This window comes from Leifsonia sp. NPDC058292 (assembly GCF_042880955.1).
Taxonomy (GTDB): domain Bacteria; phylum Actinomycetota; class Actinomycetes; order Actinomycetales; family Microbacteriaceae; genus Leifsonia.
Genome location: NZ_JBHVYL010000039.1, coordinates 1 through 19910 on the forward strand (window position 1 = coordinate 1; position 19910 = coordinate 19910).

Genomic DNA, 19910 nt, shown 5'->3' on the forward strand with positions numbered 1-19910 from the left:
GCGTCAGATGTGTATAAGAGACAGGCACCGGGGGTCGTTCGCGTACGGAGACCTTAGTTGTAGGTTCCGGGGGTGTAGTCGTCCGAGCTGAAGCTGTCGAAGTCGACGAAGCTCAGATCGTTCTCGCTGAAGGACGAGTCGTCGGCGAAGATGCGGTTCGGGTAACGCTCCGCCTTCGCCTCCTCGGTCGCCTCGACGGTGACGTTCCGGTAGCGAGGCAGACCGGTTCCGGCCGGGATCAGCTTTCCGATGATCACGTTCTCCTTCAGACCGATCAGCGGGTCGGACTTGCCCTCCATGGCCGCCTGCGTCAGAACGCGGGTGGTCTCCTGGAAGGACGCGGCCGACAGCCACGACTCGGTCGCGAGCGACGCCTTGGTGATACCCATGACCTCCTGGCGAGCAGACGCGGTCTTCTTGCCCTCGGTGAGAGTGGCGCGGTTGACCTCGTTGTACTTCGAGCGGTCGACCAGCTCGCCGGGCAGGAGGTCGGTGTCGCCGTGCTCGACGACGGTGACCTTGCGCAGCATCTGGCGGACGATGACCTCGATGTGCTTGTCGTGGATCGGCACACCCTGCGAACGGTAGACGCCCTGCACACCGCCCACGAGGTGCTTCTGCACCTCGCGCACGCCCTTGACCCGGAGAACTTCCTTCGGGTCGACGGCGCCGACGATGATCTGCTGGCCGAGCTCGACGTGCTGACCGTCCTCGACGAGGAGGGTCGAGCGCTTGAGCACCGGGTACACGTGCGGCTCGTCACCGTTGTCGGGGGTCAGGATCAACTTGCGGCTACGATCCGTGTCCTCGATGGTGATGCGGCCGGCGGCCTCGACGATCGGCGACGCACCCTTGGGGGTACGGGCCTCGAAGAGCTCCTGCACGCGGGGCAGACCCTGGGTGATGTCGTCAGCGGATGCGGAACCACCGGTGTGGAAGGTACGCATCGTGAGCTGGGTTCCCGGCTCACCGATCGACTGGGCCGCGATGATGCCGACGGCCTCACCGATGTCGACGAGCTTGCCCGTGGCGAGCGAGCGGCCGTAGCAGGCAGCACACACACCGACGGCCGACTCGCAGGTCAGAACCGAGCGCACCTTGATGTCGGTGACGCCGGCGGCGACCAGCCTGTCGATGAGCACGTCTCCGACGTCGTCGCCGGCCTTCGCCACGACGGTGCCCTCGGGGGACACGGCGTCGGCAGCCAGGGTACGGGCGAACACCGAGTTCTCGACGTTCGCGTCACGCAGCAGGACGCCGTTGGCGTCGGGTGCGGCGATCGGCAGGTCGAGACCCTTGGTGGTGCCGCAGTCGTCTTCACGGATGATGACGTCCTGCGAGACATCCACCAGACGACGGGTCAGGTAACCCGAGTCGGCGGTACGGAGGGCCGTGTCGGCCAGACCCTTACGGGCACCGTGCGTCGCGATGAAGTACTCCGCCACCGACAGCCCCTCACGGTACGAGGAGATGATCGGACGAGGGATGATCTCACCCTTGGGGTTGTTCACGAGACCGCGCATACCGGCGATGTTGCGAACCTGCAGCCAGTTACCACGGGCGCCCGACGTGACCATCCGGTTGATGGTGTTGTCGGCCGGGAAGTTGGCGCGCATGGCCTCGGCGACCTCGTTGGTCGCCTCGGTCCAGATCTTCACCAGTTCCTGACGACGCTCGACGTCGGTCGTGAGACCCTTCTCGAACTCGGCGGTGACCTTGGCGGCCTTCTTCTCGTAGCCGGCCACGATCTGCGGCTTGTTCGGCGGCGTGAGGAAGTCGCTCAGCGACGCCGTCACACCCGACCGGGTAGCCCAGTAGAAGCCGGCGTCCTTGATGCGGTCCAGCGCAGCCGCGACCTCGACCTTCGGGTAACGCTCGGCAAGAGCGTTCACGATGCCGGAGATCACGCCCTTGTCGGCGACCTCTTCCACGTACGGGTAGTCCGCCGGAAGCGTCTCGTTGAAGAGCGCGCGACCGAGGGTCGTCTCGACGATGGCGGTCACGCCCTCGACTCCGGTGTCGGCCGCGTCGGAGGGAACGTAGTCGCTCAGACGGATCTTGACCTTGGAGTTGAGGTGCAGCGAGCCCTGGTCGTTGGCGAGGATCGCCTCGGAGACCGACGAGAACGCACGTCCCTCACCGGCGGCGCCTTCGCGCACGGTGGTGAGGTGGTGCAGACCGATGATCATGTCCTGCGAGGGCAGGGTGACCGGACGGCCGTCCGACGGCTTCAGGATGTTGTTCGATGCGAGCATCAGGATGCGGGCCTCGGCCTGAGCCTCGACCGACAGCGGCAGGTGCACAGCCATCTGGTCACCGTCGAAGTCCGCGTTGAACGCGGCACAGACGAGCGGGTGCAGCTGGATGGCCTTGCCCTCGACGAGCTGAGGCTCGAAGGCCTGGATGCCCAGACGGTGCAGGGTCGGTGCGCGGTTCAGCAGAACGGGGCGCTCGCGGATGATCTCCTCGAGCACATCCCACACCTGCGGGCGCGAACGCTCGACCATGCGCTTGGCCGCCTTGATGTTCTGAGCGTGGCTCAGGTCGATCAGGCGCTTGATCACGAACGGCTTGAAGAGCTCCAGAGCCATCTGCTTGGGCAGACCGCACTGGTGCAGCTTCAGCTGCGGGCCGACGATGATGACCGAACGGCCGGAGTAGTCGACGCGCTTTCCGAGCAGGTTCTGGCGGAAACGACCCTGCTTTCCCTTGAGCATGTCGCTCAGGGACTTCAGGGCGCGGTTACCGGTACCCGTGACGGGGCGTCCACGACGACCGTTGTCGAACAGTGCGTCGACGGCCTCCTGCAGCATCCGCTTCTCGTTGTTCACGATGATCTCGGGAGCACCGAGGTCGAGCAGACGACGCAGACGGTTGTTGCGGTTGATCACGCGGCGGTACAGGTCGTTCAGGTCGCTGGTCGCGAAGCGGCCACCGTCGAGCTGCACCATCGGGCGAAGCTCCGGCGGGATGACCGGGACGACGTCGAGCACCATCGCTGCCGGCGAGTTGCCGGTGGCGAGGAACGACGAGACGACGCGCAGGCGCTTGATGGCACGGATCTTCTTCTGACCCTTGCCGTTGGCGATCTGGTCGCGCAGCAGCTCGGCTTCGGCCGCGAGGTCGAAGGAGAGCAGGCGGCGCTTGATGGCCTCGGCGCCCATGTAGGCCTCGAAGTACAGGCCGAAGCGGTCCACGAGCTCGTTGAAGTCCGCGTCCTCGGGCTTGAGGTCGCCGACCTTGAGGGTGCGGAACGACTCCCACACGCGCTCGAGGCGAGCGATGTCCTCGTCGTACGACTTGCGGATCTGGCCCATTTCCTTCTCGGCCGTGTCCTTGACGCGACGCTTCTGGTCGGCCTTGGCGCCTTCCTCCTCCAGTGCGGCGAGGTCGGTCTCCAGGCGCTGCAGGCGGTCCGCGATGCGGCTGTCGCGCTGGTCGGAGAGCGTCTTGATCTCGAGGCGGAGCTCGTTCTCGAGGCCGGGCATGTCGGCGTGACGGCCCTCCTCATCCACCTCGATCACCATGTAGGCGGCGAAGTAGATGACCTTCTCGAGGTCTTTCGGCGCCATGTCGAGCAGGTAGCCCAGACGCGAAGGAACACCCTTGAAGTACCAGATGTGGGTCACGGGAGCGGCGAGCTCGATGTGTCCCATGCGCTCACGGCGCACGGAGGACTTGGTGACCTCCACGCCGCAGCGCTCACAGACGATGCCCTTGAAGCGGACACGCTTGTACTTGCCGCACGAGCACTCCCAGTCACGGCTCGGCCCGAAGATCTGCTCTCCGAAGAGGCCGTCCTTCTCGGGCTTCAGCGTGCGGTAGTTGATTGTCTCGGGCTTCTTGACCTCGCCGTACGACCAACGACGGATGTCGTCAGCAGTGGCCAGGCCGATACGCAGTTCATCGAACGTTGTTGCGTCGATCAATTTTCCTTCTTTCCTGGAAAAAGTGTGTCAGTAGGGTCTGGCTGGCTTAGATCTCGTCGATCGACGACGACTCGAAGCGCGAGGAGATGTTGATGCCCAGCTCTTCCGCGGCGCGGAAGGCTTCGTCGTCCGCGTCACGCAGGCTGACCTGCTGGCCGTCGGCCGAGAGCACCTCCACGTTCAGGCAGAGCGACTGCATCTCCTTGATGAGCACCTTGAAGGACTCCGGGATGCCCGGCTCCTGGATGTTCTCACCCTTGACGATCGCCTCGTAGACCTTCACACGGCCCAGGATGTCATCCGACTTGATGGTCAGGAGTTCCTGCAGCGCGTACGCGGCACCGTAGGCCTCGAGGGCCCACACCTCCATCTCACCGAAGCGCTGGCCACCGAACTGCGCCTTACCACCGAGCGGCTGCTGGGTGATCATCGAGTACGGTCCGGTCGAACGCGCGTGGATCTTGTCGTCGACCAGGTGGTGCAGCTTCAGGATGTACATGTAGCCGACCGAAACAGGGTCGGGGTACGGCTCGCCGGAACGGCCGTCGAACAGCAGCGTCTTACCGGAGGATCCGATGAGACGGTCGCCGTCGCGGGTGACGTTCGTGGAGTCGAGCAGTCCCTCGATCTCGGCCTCGGCAGCACCGTCGAACACCGGGGTCGCGACCTTGGTGTTCGGGGCGGCGCTGTGTGCGGCCTCGGGCAGACGGGCGGCCCACTTGGGCTTGCCCTTGACCTCCCAGCCCTGCTTGGCGATCCACCCGAGGTGGATCTCCAGCACCTGACCGAAGTTCATTCGTCCAGGAACACCCAGCGGGTTCAGGATGATGTCGACCGGAGTTCCGTCGGCGAGGAACGGCATGTCCTCCACCGGCAGGATCTTCGAGATGACGCCCTTGTTTCCGTGGCGGCCGGCGAGCTTGTCACCGGCGGTGATCTTGCGCTTCTGGGCGATGTAGACCACGACGCGCTGGTTGACGCCCGAGCCGAGCTCGTCGTCGCCGTCCTGCGAGTCGAAGACCTTGACACCGATGATGGTGCCCTCTTCGCCGTGGGGGACCTTCAGCGACGTGTCGCGAACCTCGCGGCTCTTCTCATTGAAGATCGCGCGGAGCAGGCGCTCCTCGGCCGAGAGCTCGGTCTCGCCCTTCGGCGTGACCTTTCCGACCAGGATGTCGCCGGGGCGAACCTCGGCGCCGATGCGGATGATGCCGCGCTCGTCGAGGTCGGCCAGAAGGTCCGGGCTGACGTTCGGCAGGTCGCGGGTGATCTCTTCCTTACCCAGCTTGGTGTCGCGGGCGTCGACCTCGTACTCCTCGATGTGGATCGAGGAGAGGGTGTCGTCCTTCACCAGGTTCTGGCTGAGGATGATCGCGTCCTCGTAGTTGTGACCCTCCCACGGCATGAACGCGACGAGCAGGTTCTTGCCGAGCGCGAGCTCGCCGTTCTCGGTGGCGGGGCCGTCTGCGACGACCTCTCCGACCTCGACCCGCTCGCCTTCGCTGACGATGACGCGGTGGTTGTACGACGTGCCCTGGTTGGAGCGGTCGAACTTGCGCAGGTAGTAGGTCTGCGTTCCGCCCTCGTCGAGCTGCAGGGTGACGGCGTCGGCCGAGACCTCGGTGACGACACCGGCCTTGTCGGCGGTGAGCACGTCACCGGCGTCGATGGCCGCGTAGCCCTCCATACCGGTTCCGACCAGCGGGCTCTCCGAACGCACCAGCGGAACAGCCTGACGCTGCATGTTGGCGCCCATGAGCGCGCGGTTCGCGTCGTCGTGCTCGAGGAACGGGATGAGGGAGGTACCGACCGACACCATCTGGCGCGGCGAGACATCCATGTAGCCGATCGACTCGGCGGGAACGAGGTCGACCTCGCCGCCCTTCTGACGAGCCAGCACGCGGTCTTCTGCGAAGTGGCTGTCAGCCGTCAGCGGAGCGTTGGCCTGGGCGACGATGAAGTCGTCCTCCTCGCTCGCGGTGAGGTAGTCGATGGTCTCGGTGACCTTGCCGTTCACGACGCGACGGTACGGGGTCTCGATGAACCCGAACGAGTTGATGCGCGCGAAGGATGCGAGGGATCCGATCAGACCGATGTTCGGGCCTTCCGGGGTCTCGATCGGGCACATGCGGCCGTAGTGCGAGGGGTGGACGTCACGAACCTCGACGCCTGCGCGCTCACGGCTCAGACCACCCGGGCCGAGGGCCGAGAGGCGACGCTTGTGCGTCAGACCCGCGAGCGGGTTGTTCTGGTCCATGAACTGCGACAGCTGGCTCGTTCCGAAGAACTCCTTGATCGCGGCGACGACGGGGCGCACGTTGATCAGGGTCTGCGGCGTGATGGCCTCGATGTCCTGCGTGGTCATGCGCTCGCGGACGACGCGCTCCATGCGGGACAGACCGGTGCGCACCTGGTTCTGGATGAGCTCGCCCACCGCGCGGATGCGACGGTTGCCGAAGTGGTCGATGTCGTCCACGTCGAGGCGGATGTCGACGGGCTTGCCGTCGCGCACACCCTTGAAGGTGGTCTGGTTGTCGTGCAGCGACACGAGGTACTTGATCGTGGCGATGATGTCGGCCACGGTCAGCACCGAGTCGCTGAGCGGCGCGTCGATACCGAGCTTGCGGTTGATCTTGTAGCGACCCACCTTGGCGAGGTCGTAGCGCTTCGGGTTGAAGTAGAAGTTGTCGAGGAGCGCACGCGCGGCCTCGGCAGCGACCTGCTCGCCCGGACGGAGCTTGCGGTAGATGTCCTTGAGCGCCTCCTCCTTGGTGAGGATGGCGTCTTTCTCGAGGGTCAGCTCGATCGACTGGAAGCCCGCGAACTCGGAGAGGATCTCCTCCGAGGTCAGACCGAGCGCCTTGAGGAACACGGTGACGGACTGCTTGCGCTTGCGGTCGATGCGAACGCCGACCTGGTCGCGCTTGTCGATCTCGAACTCGAGCCAGGCTCCACGGCTCGGGATGACGCGAGCCGAGTAGATGTCCTTGTCGGAGGTCTTCTCGGGGGTGCGCTCGAAGTAGACGCCCGGGGAGCGCACGAGCTGCGACACGACGACACGCTCGGTGCCGTTGATGACGAAGGTGCCCTTCTCGGTCATCAGGGGGAAGTCGCCCATGAAGACGGTCTGCGTCTTGATCTCACCGGTGAGGTGGTTCATGAACTCGGCCTCGACGTAGAGAGGAGCGGAGTAGGTCTTGCCCTTCTCCTTGCACTCGTCGATCGAGTACTTCTTCTCTTCGAGGAACGGGTTGGTGAAGGAGAGCTGCATCGTCTCGCCGAGGTCTTCGATCGGCGAGATCTCTTCGAAGATCTCCTCGAGACCGGTGTTGCTCGGCAGGTCCTGTCGGCCCTGGGCCTCAGCCTCGGCGACGCGCGTCTTCCACGCGTCGTTTCCGACCAGCCAGTCGAAGCTCTCGGTCTGCAGTGCGAGCAGATCGGGAACGGTAAGGGTGTCTGTGATCTTCGCGAACGAGAGACGAGATGCGTTTCGTCCGTTCTTGGGTGATGTGTTGGTGGTTGCGTTGCGCGCAGCAGCCAAGGAAATAACCTCCGTTGGGCCCCGTCGGGCCTCAAGTTACTGTCGGTCTGGGTGGGTACTGTTGTGGACGATTAACTCCCAGGATGCGCAACGCCGTTTATTCGACCTCGAAGGCCCAGGCGCGCGCGAAGATAAATCGGAGCCGACCGCAATATGAAGGCAGGGTTTTTGTCTGGGAGCGCAAAGTACAACTATATGTCAAATAGACGCGCCGTGTCCACTCTTTTCTTGACCGATCGCGCCGACTCCTGTATAACCTCGGCCGCACCACCGTCTATTCCGTCGGCAGCGAGTACAGCGCATCCACCGTCTCCACGATCGTGCGGTCGCGCGGAATGGGCTCCCAGCCCAGTATCCGCCTGGCTTTCTCGGCGCTCGCGCGTCTGACCGAGCCGAGGTCGGCGAGGCTGCTGCGCACCGTCGCGCTGAAAGGTGCGAGCATCCTGAGAACCCAGTCCGGCATCGGCTTCGTGCTGATCCGCTTGCCCGACGGGCCCAGATGGCCACGGATGAGCAGGGCCACCTCCTGCGCCGGGATCACGTCGCCCGAGATGGCGAGGAACCGCTGGCCCGCGGCCTCCGGATGCGTCATCGCAGCCAGGTGCAGCGCGGCGACGTCCCGCACATCCACAACCCCGAACGACACCCGGGGAACGCGCGGCAGCTTGCCGTCCGCCATGGTCTTCACCAGTCGCACGGAGCTCGAGTAGTCGGTGCCGAGCGGCGGGCCGAGCACGCCCACCGGATTGACCGTCGCGAGTTCGAGGCCGCCACCCTCCCGGGCGATGAAGTCCCACGCGGCGCGCTCGGCGATGGTCTTCGACCTGGCGTATGCGCTCACGTGGCGCCCGCTGTCGAGGTCCGTCCAATCCTCCTCGGTGAACGGCCGCTCGGTCGGTGCGTGACCGTAGCCGATCGCGGCGAACGACGAGGTCAGCACGACCCGCTTCACCCTCGCATCCCGTGCCGCCCGGAGCACACGCAGGCTGCCGTCGCGGGCCGGAACGATCAGGTCGTCCTCGTTCTTCGGCTGGCGCGCCGGGAAAGGGGATGCGACGTGAAGCACGAAGTCGCATCCCGCCACCGCGTCGGCCCAGCCGTCGTCGGAGGTGAGATCGGCCAGCGCGAAAGTCAGCCGGTCGCCGGGGTCGGTGAGACCGCCGACCGTCAGCTGCTCCCTCACATCGGCCGCCCGCGCGGGCGAGCGGATCGTCGTTCTGACGGCGTAGCCGGCGTTCAGGAGCGCGAGCACGCAGTGCGCCCCGATGAACCCGGAGCCGCCGGTGACGAGCACGTTCTGTGTCATGGCTGCATCCTCCCCCGTGGGGGCCCGGCGCGGAAGTGCCTGCCTCCGGGTGCCGAGGGGCGCCTCGTTGCGGGCTGGGGCCGCCGCGCGGTCGCAAGAACTCGCCCCTCGGCGGGCGCGGCGCGCAAGCGCCAGCGCGCTCAGGGGCGGGCGAGCGCGATCGCTTGGGCGCGGTCGCGCACGTCGAGCTTGGCGAAGATGGCGTTGATGTGCGTCTTGACCGTGGCGACGCTGACGAACAGCCGGGCCGCGATCTCGCCGTTGCTGAGACCGTCGGCCACCAGGGCCAAGACGTCGGCCTCGCGCCGGGTGAGCTGCGGAAAGCGTTCCGCGAGCGGCGGCACGGGCGCTGCGCCGGTCAGGCTGCTCACGAGGAGCGCGCCGACCTCCGGCGCGAACGTCGACTGGCCGCGGGCGACGGCGCGCACGGCGGCGGCGAGCTCGGCGCGGCCCGCGTCTTTCGTGAGGTACCCGCGGGCCCCGGCGCGCAGCGCTCCGAGGATCGACTCGTCGTCGGCATAGGTGGTGAGCACGAGCACGGCCGTGCCCGGCGCCTCGCGCACGATGCGTTCGGTCGCGCCGACGCCGTCGAGCACGGGCATCCTCAGGTCCATGAGCACGACATCCGGATGCTCACGCAGCGCCAGGTCGACCGCCTGAGCGCCGTCCGCCGCCTCACCGACCACCTCGACATCGGGCAGGAGGGAGAGCACGGTGACCAGACCGTCGCGGATGATCGCCTGATCGTCGGCGACGACCACCCGGATGACCGGCTCGGCGCTGCTCGCTGCGGCCGTCACGCGCGCTCCGTCGGGGCGGGAACGTCGGCATCCCCGGCATTCGCGCCGGGTGCGGCGGGAGCGGCGGGAGCGGCCGTGACGGCCGTCGCCCGCAGCACGAACCGGTCGCCCTGCTGGTGCGCGGCAGCGGAACCGCCGAACGGAAGGGCGGCGAACCGCTCGCGCATCCCGTCGAGTCCGTGACCGCCGCCGGTGGCCGCGAGCGGAATGCGCTCGACGGGGGCGGCGCCGGGCGCGGCGGCCGGTGTCGCGACACCGGCCGCGCTGCCTCCGGGGTCGACCGCGGGGTTCGAGACGGTGAGAGTCACCCGGCCATCCTCCCAGGCGAGCCCGACACGCACCGGCTGGCCGGGCGCGTGCTTGCGGGCGTTGCTCAGGCCCTCCTGCACGGCACGCTGCAGCGCGACGGCCTCCGCGCGGCCGAGCGGTCTCGGCGGCCCGGACATTTCGAGGTCGACCGGGCCGCCGAGCGAGCGGTGGGCGCCGAGCAGGTCGCCGATGGTCGCCTCGAAAGCGCTCGGCTCGACGGCGGTTTCAGCTTCGGGGCCGACGGCCGCGGCAGCGGGATCGCGCAAGGCTGCCACCGCACGGCGCGCCTCGCCGAGGCCGTCCGCGGCGAGGCGGCGCGCATCCGTCACCCTGCGCTGGGCCGACGGAACGTCACCGGCTTCGAGCAAAGCCTCCACGGCGTCGAGCTGGATGACGAGACCGCCGAGGCTGTGGGCGAGCACGTCGTGGATGTCGCGGGCGACCTCCTGGCGCTGACCGAGCAGGTCGACGCGCGCCTTCTCCGCCCGCACATCGAGTTCGCGCTCTCGCAGCCGCCTCGACTGCTCCTCGGCCTGCCGGAACTGGCGGCGGCTGATACCGGCGAACACCCCGAGCACCACGCCGCCGATCATGCCCAGCACCGCGAGCACGGGTGTGCCGTAGGGCAACGCCCCGAACGCCACCAGCACGATCGTGACGAGTGCCATGGCGACGCCGACGATCATCGGACGCTCGATCTGGCCGATGACGACCATGATCGAGACGGCGGCCGGGATGACACCGAGACCGTTCGTCGGAGCGGCGACCAGGCCCCCGGCGAGCGCCGCGAGCACGCACAGGGCGAAGTCGACAGCGCCGAAACCGAACCGGCCGACGATGCTGCGCAGGATCCATGCCCCAAGCGACAGCAGGGCCAGCACGACTACCCACGTCGCCCGGTGCACAAGGCCGTCGGTGAAGAGCCCGTAGCCCACGGCGACACCGCCGATCGCTGTCAGCACGATGGCCAACAGGCTCGGCGGTGTCTGGGAGTTCACGAGACCATCATCCTGCGCGTCGGGCGCGTGCGGTGCCACCGCGCGGTGCGGTCTGTCACGCGGTCACCGCGGCGTGCCGGTCGAGCCGGCCGGCGAACACCAGCGTGCGGGCCGCACGGTTCGCCGCCAGCATCAGCAGGATCACCCCGGTCGACGCGGCGAGATGCGACCCGGCCATACCGGCCAGCACGTCGATGCCGACGCGGACGACGATGACGGCGACCCACAGAACAAGGCCCCACGCGCCGGTGCGCGACTCGTACGTGGCGACACCGCGATCGCGATCGAGCACGAGCGGTTCGGGCAGGCGACGGAAGTGGGCGATCGCGCCCATCCAGGCGCCGATGCCGAGCGATATGACGAGCTCGACGACCAACACCACGAGGTCGAGCGGGGTCAGGGCCGCCGGCTTCACAGTCTGGATCAGCAGGATGATGCCGACCAGGCCCATGATCGCGGGCGTGCGCCACATACGAGCGATCGCCACCGGGCGCCACGCCATCTGGCGAACACCGATCCAGCCGACGGCCACCAGGATGAGCAACGCGTTTCCGACCGTTTGGAGCGTCATGAGAGACCTTTCTCGAGCTGCGGAGCCGGAATGCCGGCGCTCTTCGAGTCTCCCGGCCGGGCGCATCCGACAGCACCGCCCACGGGTGGGCATCGGGTGGAGAGCGGGTGGAGATTAGGGTGGTGACGTGGCAGAGAATCCGGCGGTCGTTCTGAAGGAGAGCGGCTACCGTGCCGTCATCGAGCCGGACAGGTTCGTGCCGGGCTCCTTCCAGCTGGTCGTCGACGGCACACCGCAGTCGCACGTGAACCTCGACGATCCCTCGCAACTGTTCTTCGAGTACGTGCAGCGGATGGGCAACGTGATCGACCTGATCGGCGAGCCCGGGCAACCCATCACGGCCGTGCACCTCGGCGCGGGGGCGCTCACCCTTCCGCGGTACGTCGCACACACCCGGCCAGGATCGCGGCAGCAGGTGGTGGAGCTGGAGAGCAACCTCGTCGACCTCGTGCGCGAACACCTTCCGCTCCCCCGCTCTGCACAGATCCGCGTGCGGCACGGGGATGCGCGCGAAGTGCTCGGCAAGTTTCCCGCCGGGCTGCAAGGCGCGGTCGACCTGCTCGTGATCGACATCTTCAGCGGTGCCCGAACACCGGCCCACGTGACGAGCGTCGAGTTCTACCGGGCCGCCGCATCCCTGCTCGCGCCCGACGGGATCGTGCTCGTGAACGTCGCCGACGGACCGCCCCTGAACTTCGCCAAGAGCCAGGTCGCGACGCTCGGCGCGGTCGTCGGGAACGTCGCCGCGCTCGCCGAGACGCAGGTTCTCAAGGGCCGCCGGTTCGGCAACGTCGTGCTCGTCGGCTCCAACGCGCCGTTACCCCTCGACTGGCTGCCGCGGCTCATGGCTGGCGGGCCGCATCCCGCCAAAGCCGTGGCCGGCGCTGAGCTCAAGGCGTTCGCGGCCGGAGCGCCGATCGTGACGGATGCGACGAGCGTTCCGTCGCCGCCGCCCGCGCGCAGCATCTTTCAGACCGGTACGCGGCGCGACTGAGCGCGGCGCGCGCCGGAGATTTCGGGGAATCGACCGGCGAGTCTTCCGTCACGACGGACATTTCGGGCGATTCGAGTGGGATTGCCGACATCCCGGGGGCGGGGTGAGTGGGTTCGGCAGGGTGAGTGGGCGCAGCGGGGTGAGTGAGTGGGCGGGTCAGGCGTGGCGGAAGGTGAGGCGCTGGCCGGGGCGGAGCTGGGCGAAGAGGTCGCGGGAGGCGTCGGCGACGACAGCGATCACGGGATAGCCGCCGGTGACAGGATGGTCGGCGAGCAGCACCGTGGGGCGGCCGTCGGGCGAGACCTGCACGGCGCCGGCCACCATCGGCTCGCTCGGGAGCTCGCCGGTGACCGCGCGCTCCAGAAGCGGCCCCGTGCGAGGCTCAAAGCCCGCGAGGTGGGCCCGCTCGCGCACCGGGTCGAGTCTCGATCCGACTCGGTTGCTGTCAGCGCTCAGCTCCCACTCGTGCCCGAAGAACGCGTCGACCGCCGCTGGGGTGAACCAGTCCGCGCGCGGGCCGAGGTGCGCCCGCACGGTGACCACGCCGCCTGCGGGAGCGTCGACGGCGACGAAGTCGACGAGACCCACGGGCTCCGGCGGTTCGGGGCCTAGCGCGACCGTATCGCCCGCGCGGAGCGGCGCCGGGCCCAGACCCGAGAGCACATCGGTGGAGCGCGAACCGAGAACCGGCGGAACGTCGAGGCCACCGCGCACCGCCAGGTACGAGCGGATGCCCGCGGTGGGGGCACCGATCCGCAGGGTCGCCCCGGCGTCGGCGTGCACCGCCCGGTTGCCGTCGATCGGCGCGCCGTCGAGCGTGAGCGGAGCCATCGCGCCGGTGACGGCGAACCACGCCGGCGTCTCGAACCGGGCGGCGAACCCGCCGAGCAGCAGCTCGACCGCCGCGAAGCCTTCGGCGTTGCCGACGAGACGGTTGGCGAGGCGCAGCGCCGAGCGGTCGAGGGCGCCGGAGGGGCTCACGCCGATGTCGGCGCGCCCCGGACGCCCGAGGTCTTCGACGAGCGCGAGCGGGCCGGGCTCGAGGATGCGCAGGCTCACCGCACCTCCACGAAGGTGACCGTCGTTCCCGGCGCGAGGAGGGCGGGCTGCTCAGCCGACGCATCCCAGAGCACCGCATCCGTCGACCCGATCAGCTGCCAGCCGCCCGGGCTGGATCGCGGGTAGACGCCACTGAACTCCCCCGCGAGCCCGACCGCGCCGGCCGGCACGGCGGTGCGCGGGGTCGAGCGCCGCGGCACGGCGAACTCGTCGTGGTCGGTCACGAGGTAGCCGAAGCCCGGCGCGAACCCGCAGAACGCGACGCGCCAGACCGAGCCGGTGTGCAGGGCGACGACCTCGGCCGGTGTGCGGCCGAGCAGTGCCGACACCTCGCCGAGGTCGGGCCCGTCGTACCTGACCCGGAGTTCGACGCTGGGTCGTTCGGCCTGCCCGACGCCGGTCGACGCTTCGGTGCCGGCGAGCCAGTGCCGCGCGGTGCTCACCGGCAGCACCGACGGGTCGACCGTGACACCGATCGTGCGCGAAGCGGGAACGAGGTCGATCACGCCGGGTGGCCTCGTGCGGTCGAGCGCATCGAACAGGGCGAGCACGTCATTCAGGTCGGGCAGTTCGACGAGCAGCGCCGCGTCTCCGGCCGGCAGGATGCGGCGGTCGGCCCTCATCAGCCTCTCGCCATCAGAAGCTCGCCATCCGCACGCCCGCCGCCGCGAGGGCGTCGCGCACCGCCGCCGCCATCGCCACCGCCCCGGGGGTGTCCCCGTGCACGCAAAGCGAATCGACCTCGACCCGGATGTCCGTGCCGTCGGCGGCCGTGACTTCGCCGTCGACCGCGAGCCGCACGGCCCGCGCAGCGATCCCGTCGTGCGCCGACAGCACGGCACCGTGGTCCCCGCGGGGAACGAGGGTTCCGTCGGCGAGATACCCGCGGTCGACGAACGCCTCGCGCACGAACCGCAGCCCAGCGGTCTCGGCACTGCGTGCGACCTCCGAGCCGGCCAGCCCGAGAACGGCGAGAGAGGGATCGAAATCGGCCACGGCTCGCACCACGGCGTCGGACTGCGAGCGATCGGCGACGATCCGGTTGTAGAGCGCGCCGTGCGGCTTCACGTAGGTGACGGCTGTGCCGGCCGTGCGGGCGATGCCGCTGAGGGCGGCGAGCTGGTAGAGCACCTCGGCGTGGAGTTCGGCGGGAGCGACATCCATCGCCCTGCGCCCGAACCCGGCCAGGTCGCGGTAGGAGACGTGCGCGCCGACGGCGACACCGTTCTGCGCCGCAAGGCGGCAGGTCTCCAGCATCGTGGACCCGTCGCCCGCGTGGAAGCCGCACGCCACGTTCGCGCTGGTCACCAGGCGCAGCATGGCGGCGTCGTCACCGAGCGTCCAGGCGCCGAACGACTCGCCGAGGTCGCTGTTCAGGTCGATGGTGCGGTCCACCCGTCCATTGTGTCGGATGCCGTGCGTCGCGCGTCAGACGCCCTCCGTCGCGCCGGAGATTCGCCGCCGGTCGGCCCGTTCTTCTGTCACGCCGGACGAAACGCCGAGGCGCCGGCCCAATTCTCCGGCCCCGCTACGCGGAGGCTGCGCCCGTGCTCGCCGCGCTCGCCCTTGCCCGGTGCGCCCGCACCTTGGCCCGGTTGCCGCACCGCTGCATCGAGCACCACCGCCGGTTGCCGCTGCGCGACGTGTCGAGGTACACGATGCGGCAGTCGTCGGCCGAGCACTCCCGGATGCGCCCTCCGGCTTCCGGCCCGAACATCCGCACCGCGTCGCGCGCGATCGAACCGAGCGCCTGGTGCGGGCGGGCGTTGCTGCGGCCTGCTTGACGCCCACCGCCGGCCAGAACCGGCGGGATGTCGGGGGTCGCGGCGAACAGGTTGATCACATCCACCCCATCCGGCGCCAGGGGGTCGCCCTGGCTCGCCTGCCGCGCCAGTCGCCCGATCGCGTCGCGCAGCGCCTTGGCGTCGGTGAGTTCCCGCTCGCCGGCCGTCGCGGCGACCTCCGGGAAGCGCGCCGTCAGCCACTCGTTCAGGTCGGCGGCGTCGCGAACGGTCTCCCGCTCACCGGTCTCGGCGTCGAGGCCGCCGGTGTAGGCGAAGTCGAGGGCGAGCGACCCGGCGTCGAACCACCAGCGCTGACCGTCGGCTGATTCGATCCACTGACCGGTGCCTCGCGGCAAGAGTGCTTCCGTCGCCATGTAACCAAAGTAGGCGGTTACTCGGCCGCCGCGGAAATCGAGCGCCAGCGGCCGCCCCGGCGCGCGCGGTCAGGACGCGCGCGGTCAGGAGCCGTTCTTCGCCACGGTGCTGCGCGTCGCCTCGCTTGCCGCCGTCGCCGCCGTGCGACGTTTGGCCGGGGTGACCTCCCGGTGCTGCCATGTGATGAGGTTGGCCGCGTCGAACCGGCGCGAGCACGCTCCGCACGCAAGCGCCCGGGCCGGCTTGCGGTACCGGTAGTGCGTGTGCCCGTTCGGGCAGGTTCCGATCCACGGCGCGAGGTCGTCGGCGATGGCCCCGCCGTGCAGTCTTTTGCCTTCGTAACCGAGGTCGGTCGCGATGGCCCGCCAGCGCTGGCCGTGTCCGGCGCGCGACCCTGCGAGCGCGTGGGCGACCTCGTGCAGCAGGATCTGGTGGATCTCGTCGTCGTCGTACCGGGAAGCGAGGTAGCGGGACACCGTGATGCGCTTGGCGGTGTAGTTGCAGAGCCCGGCACGCGTCTTCGCGTTGTCGAAGTCGAACGACCACACATCCGGGTCGAGGTGCAGGGCGATCAGGGCGTTCGCCCAGCGCCGCACGCGATCGAGGTCAGCCATCAGCCGGCACGTTCCACCGCGAAAGCGGGAGCCGAAGGGTCGATCATGCTGGGAATCCTACGCGGACTTCAGGCGCCCGTCTTGCCCTTGTCGTCGTCTTTGTGCTGATCCACGAACGACTGCACGACGGCCACCGCGATGAGCGAACTCTCGATGTCGGCCGGGGATGCGCCCAGCTTCTCGCGCAGGAACACCGCCGCGGTCACATCCGCGAGCGCCTCTTCGTATTCGTGGGCGTCGAAATGCGCTTTGCCGCGGTTCTGCACGGCGAACGCCTCGAGCGCCGTCCACTCGTGCGCCCTGGCCTCGTCGACGCATCCGGTGAGCTCGGTGATGGCTTCGTCGAGTTTGCCCTGGTATTGCATCACCTGCGCCCGCCGAACCCGCGCGCCGAGCAGCTGCTCGCGGTCGCCGGTGAACCTGGCCTGCCGCATCGCCTCGTTGGCGATCACCATCGCCTCGTCGAGCCGGTCGAGCAGACGCAACAGAACCGTCTTCTCGTTGAGCGCGCTCAGGCTGCGGAGGCTGCCGAGTTCGTCGAGTCGCAGGCCGGCGGCGCGAAGGTCGACCCTTTCGCGCAGGGTGGACGGATCGTATCCGAGGATGATGCTCAGTGGTTCAACTCCAGGTCGAGGTGGATTGCAAACCAGACTAACCCGGGACGACCCGTCACCCTGGCTGTTTGAACGACTGTGCCGGCATGAGCGGCACCTCGATGAGCTTGTCGTCGTCGTCGCGGGGGTCGCCCCGCCCGTCGGTGTTGTTGGTGAGGATCCAGAGCGAGGTTCCGCGGGAGACCACATCCCGGATGCGCCCGAACGTTCCGTCGAAGAAGGCCTTGGCCGTGACCGGCGGCGCACCGGCGGCCGACCAGACCGTCCACAGCCGCTCGCCGCCGAGGCCGGCCATGAAGATCGTGTCGCCGACGATCGCGAGACCGCTCGGGCTCGCCTCGTCGGTGGACCACTGGAAGACGGGGTCGGTGAACTTCGGGTCGTTGCCGATGCCTTCGACGGTCGGCCAACCGTAGTTCGAGCCGGGTTTGATGATGTTCAGCTCGTCCCAGGTGTTCTGCCCGAACTCGCTCGCCCACATGGTGCCGTGCGAATCCCACGCGATGCCCTGCGGGTTGCGGTGGCCGTACGACCAGACCGGCGAGCCGGGGAAAGGGTTGTCGCCGGGCACTCCGCCGTCGGGCGTGAGCCGCAGGATCTTGCCGCTCAGCGAGGCGACGTCTTGGGCGTTCTCGGAGTCGGATGCGTCTCCCACCGTCACGTAGAGCATCCCGTCCGGCCCGAACGCCAGGCGGCCGCCATCGTGGTTCGAGGCCTTCGGGATGCCGGTGATCACGTCTTCGGGAGCGCCGATCGCATAACTTCCCGGCACGCCGTCGAACGGCATCCTGACGACCCGGTTGTCGTCTGCCGTCGTCTCGTATGCGTAGAGGAACTTCGGTGCCGACTCGTGCTGCACGGCCAGGCCGAGTAGCCCGCCCTCCCCCTCGTGCTCGACGCCCGGGACGGTTCCGACCTTCCGTGTACCTCCCGCAGGCAGGCGCTCGATCACCGTGCCGTCGTCGCGCTCGCTGATCAACGTCGATCCGCTGGCGAGCGGCACGATCGACCAGGGCGCGTCGAGGTCGGTCTCGAGCACGGTGGTGGCATCGCTCGGCTGCCACGGGATGGCCGGAACGGCGGGAAGGCTGCTGCTCGGCGTCGGGCGCGGCGTCGGGGTGCGCGTCGCGGTCGGCTGAGGCGTCGGCGCCGAACAGGCCGCGAGCAGAGCGGCGACGGCGAACGAGAGAATGGCCGCCGACGAGCGACGAAGCGATCGTCGGCGAGTGGTTGACGCGCGCATCGGAACCTCCAGTCGGCCGGGGACGTGGTGGTCATGGTAACTCCCGTTGTCTAACGGGCTCCGTATGTGCGGATGAAGGCCTGACCCCGTCCACGATCCAGCGGCGAGGCGAGGGTTCGGCGCAACGAGCAGCCCGCGCCGGTGGAGCTCGGGAACGGCGCGGGACGACCGACGGTCGGGACATGCCGACGAAAAACGGTCCCTCCCTGCGAGCAGGAAGGGACCGTCGTACCGCGAGTTCGACTACTCGACGACCTGCACGTCCTTCCAGAACGCGACGTAGCCGCTGAAGTCCTTGCCGACGCGGTCGAACGCGCTGGGATACGGCGTGGGGTAGCTGAAGGCGCGATCCTGCAGAAGGGTGCCCCCCTGCTTGATCGAGAAGTACTGGCACTCGCCCTTCCACGGACACAGGTAAGGCGTGTCGCTCTTCTCGAGCAAGTCGGCGTTCACGCTCGACGGCGGAAAGTACCAATTGCCCTCGATCTTGATGAGATCGGATTCGGGCGCTTCGGCGATGACGGTGTCGTTCAGAACTGCTTTCATGAAAAACCTCCTTTGGGTGCGAACCGCGAAGGCGGCCGATTCATTCCGGTTCAGGAGCGGCCCGCACGACCACGACGGTGCCGTCGGTGTCGAGCCGCCCGAGCGGCGCGATCTCGGCCGGCTGACGACCGGCCGCCACCTGCTCCTGGCCCGACACGGACGCGGTCAGCAGGTGGGCGACCGCCCCGCGAAGGCCGAGGAAGGCCGCGCAGGCCGCCGCGGCCTCGGGCGACGTGTAGTCGATGCCGAGCGAGGCCAGCGCGTCGACGATCGCGCCGGCGCCGAGCTGGTCTTCGACCGCGAACCGTGGGGCACCGGATGCGGTCAGCCCGCCCGCCGCCACGATCGAGATCATCGCGCGACGGCCGAGCCGCACCTGCTCGTCGAGAATCCAGCGGGCGACGGCCGAGGCGGTGGTGATCCCGCCCTCGACGATGGCGGCGGCCGGGGATGCGGCGGCGAGCGCCGCGACGACCGCATCCGTCGTGCCATCGGAACCGACCGGCGGGAGCACGTCGACCCAGACCACGACGTCGGCGTCGCGAGCGATCGCGTCAGCGCCATCGCTGGCCCAGTCGAAACGCACCTGATACTTGGCCTGAGCCTGAGGGGCGGACGTCGGAACGGGGCGCGTGGTGGCTGGCTGGGTCACCGGGCCATCGTAGCCCGGGCCGGCCTGCGCTTCGCGTGCGGGTCGTCATCGGGAGACGGCCGCCGCATCTGCCGGCGGATGAGATCGAAATCGTGCCGGGAGATCTCGATGAGACCGCGGCGCAGCTGGTATCCCCAGTTGGGATCGTCGCGGGTGAAGTCGAGCACCGCCAGTAGCGGGCGGATCGGCGCGGACACCGCATCGTGCTCCCACTCGACGCGCCGGCGCCACGGCTTGAAGTCCCCCGCCGGCCCCTGCATCGCCGGACCCTGCGTGACCTGGAACACATCGTCGTCTGCGATGCGCCCGATCGCCGTGAACTCTTTGAGCGGTTCCCCGTCGGGGTAAGCGGTCTTGGGCGAGTAGTACACGAACCCGTCGGCGGCGCCCATTCTCACGAGTGGAGCCTTGGCGCCGTGATTCACCTGTGCGAACCCGCCCGCGACCCCGCGCAGCACGTGCTCGCGCTGAACGACTCCGAGCCAGAAGCGGATGGGCATGCTCCAGTTGTAGCGCATCCCTCCGTCATCCGGACGCGATGCGGGAGACTGAGCGCAGCACGCTCGGCGCCGACG

At 68.7% G+C, this 19910-nt stretch carries 17 protein-coding genes; 1 reads left to right on the forward strand and 16 read right to left on the reverse strand.

Annotated elements, in window-relative coordinates:
* Window positions 1-53: 53 nt before the first annotated feature.
* The 6 genes from ACFVWR_RS16425 to ACFVWR_RS16450 all read right to left on the reverse strand — a co-directional run bounded on the left by ACFVWR_RS16425 (window position 54) and on the right by ACFVWR_RS16450 (window position 11454).
* The gene (locus tag ACFVWR_RS16425) at window positions 54-3929 is read right to left on the reverse strand and encodes a DNA-directed RNA polymerase subunit beta' (protein WP_387214483.1); all 3876 of its coding nucleotides are present in this window, start codon (window positions 3927-3929) and stop codon (window positions 54-56) included.
* A gap of 46 nt (window positions 3930-3975) precedes the next feature.
* The gene (gene rpoB, locus ACFVWR_RS16430) at window positions 3976-7470 is read right to left on the reverse strand and encodes a DNA-directed RNA polymerase subunit beta (protein ID WP_387214487.1); all 3495 of its coding nucleotides are present in this window, start codon (window positions 7468-7470) and stop codon (window positions 3976-3978) included.
* Between the two features lie 274 nt (window positions 7471-7744).
* Window positions 7745-8776: an SDR family oxidoreductase gene (locus tag ACFVWR_RS16435; RefSeq protein ID WP_387214490.1), complete on the reverse strand. Its 1032-nt coding sequence runs from the start codon at window positions 8774-8776 to the stop codon at window positions 7745-7747.
* A gap of 140 nt (window positions 8777-8916) precedes the next feature.
* A complete protein-coding gene (locus ACFVWR_RS16440) occupies window positions 8917-9576 on the reverse strand; it encodes a response regulator (protein WP_387214493.1) in 660 nt (219 codons plus the stop codon).
* A complete protein-coding gene (locus ACFVWR_RS16445) occupies window positions 9573-10883 on the reverse strand; it encodes a sensor histidine kinase (protein ID WP_387214496.1) in 1311 nt (436 codons plus the stop codon). Before ACFVWR_RS16445 ends, ACFVWR_RS16440 begins: the two co-directional genes overlap by 4 nt.
* A 55-nt stretch (window positions 10884-10938) precedes the next feature.
* Window positions 10939-11454, reverse strand: a complete 516-nt coding sequence (locus tag ACFVWR_RS16450; RefSeq protein ID WP_387214499.1) for a hypothetical protein — start codon at window positions 11452-11454, stop codon at window positions 10939-10941.
* 127 nt (window positions 11455-11581) lie between these two features.
* Here ACFVWR_RS16450 and ACFVWR_RS16455 point away from each other — a divergent pair, with 127 nt between their 5' ends.
* Window positions 11582-12448, forward strand: a complete 867-nt coding sequence (locus ACFVWR_RS16455; protein ID WP_387214502.1) for a spermidine synthase — start codon at window positions 11582-11584, stop codon at window positions 12446-12448.
* Between the two features lie 156 nt (window positions 12449-12604).
* Here the strand turns inward: ACFVWR_RS16455 and ACFVWR_RS16460 are convergent, their stop codons facing one another.
* From ACFVWR_RS16460 to ACFVWR_RS16505, 10 genes are all read right to left on the reverse strand, one after another.
* Window positions 12605-13507 (reverse strand): biotin-dependent carboxyltransferase family protein, encoded by a 903-nt coding sequence (locus ACFVWR_RS16460; protein WP_387214505.1) that lies wholly within the window; start codon window positions 13505-13507, stop codon window positions 12605-12607.
* Complete coding sequence (locus ACFVWR_RS16465; RefSeq protein WP_387214508.1) at window positions 13504-14130, reverse strand: allophanate hydrolase subunit 1; 627 nt, start codon at window positions 14128-14130, stop codon at window positions 13504-13506. The genes ACFVWR_RS16460 and ACFVWR_RS16465 overlap by 4 nt, the downstream gene beginning before the upstream one ends.
* Before the next feature lie 13 nt (window positions 14131-14143).
* Window positions 14144-14902, reverse strand: coding sequence for a LamB/YcsF family protein (locus ACFVWR_RS16470; protein WP_387214511.1), 759 nt, complete (start codon window positions 14900-14902; stop codon window positions 14144-14146).
* Window positions 14903-15035: 133 nt separating this feature from the next.
* Window positions 15036-15665: a CGNR zinc finger domain-containing protein gene (locus tag ACFVWR_RS16475; protein ID WP_387214514.1), complete on the reverse strand. Its 630-nt coding sequence runs from the start codon at window positions 15663-15665 to the stop codon at window positions 15036-15038.
* 84 nt (window positions 15666-15749) lie between these two features.
* On the reverse strand, window positions 15750-16280 hold the full coding sequence (locus tag ACFVWR_RS16480; RefSeq protein WP_387214517.1) for a SprT-like domain-containing protein: 531 nt from the start codon (window positions 16278-16280) through the stop codon (window positions 15750-15752).
* Between the two features lie 68 nt (window positions 16281-16348).
* On the reverse strand, window positions 16349-16765 hold the full coding sequence (locus tag ACFVWR_RS16485) for a hypothetical protein (protein ID WP_387214520.1): 417 nt from the start codon (window positions 16763-16765) through the stop codon (window positions 16349-16351).
* 184 nt (window positions 16766-16949) lie between these two features.
* Complete coding sequence (locus tag ACFVWR_RS16490; RefSeq protein WP_387214523.1) at window positions 16950-18137, reverse strand: PQQ-dependent sugar dehydrogenase; 1188 nt, start codon at window positions 18135-18137, stop codon at window positions 16950-16952.
* A 243-nt stretch (window positions 18138-18380) separates the two neighbouring features.
* Entirely contained in the window at window positions 18381-18683 is a 303-nt protein-coding gene (locus tag ACFVWR_RS16495) for a DUF427 domain-containing protein (RefSeq protein ID WP_387214526.1), read from the reverse strand.
* 40 nt (window positions 18684-18723) lie between these two features.
* Window positions 18724-19335, reverse strand: coding sequence for a hypothetical protein (locus ACFVWR_RS16500; protein ID WP_387214529.1), 612 nt, complete (start codon window positions 19333-19335; stop codon window positions 18724-18726).
* Window positions 19332-19835 (reverse strand): EVE domain-containing protein, encoded by a 504-nt coding sequence (locus ACFVWR_RS16505; protein WP_387214532.1) that lies wholly within the window; start codon window positions 19833-19835, stop codon window positions 19332-19334. Before ACFVWR_RS16505 ends, ACFVWR_RS16500 begins: the two co-directional genes overlap by 4 nt.
* Between the last annotated feature and the right edge of the window lie 75 nt (window positions 19836-19910).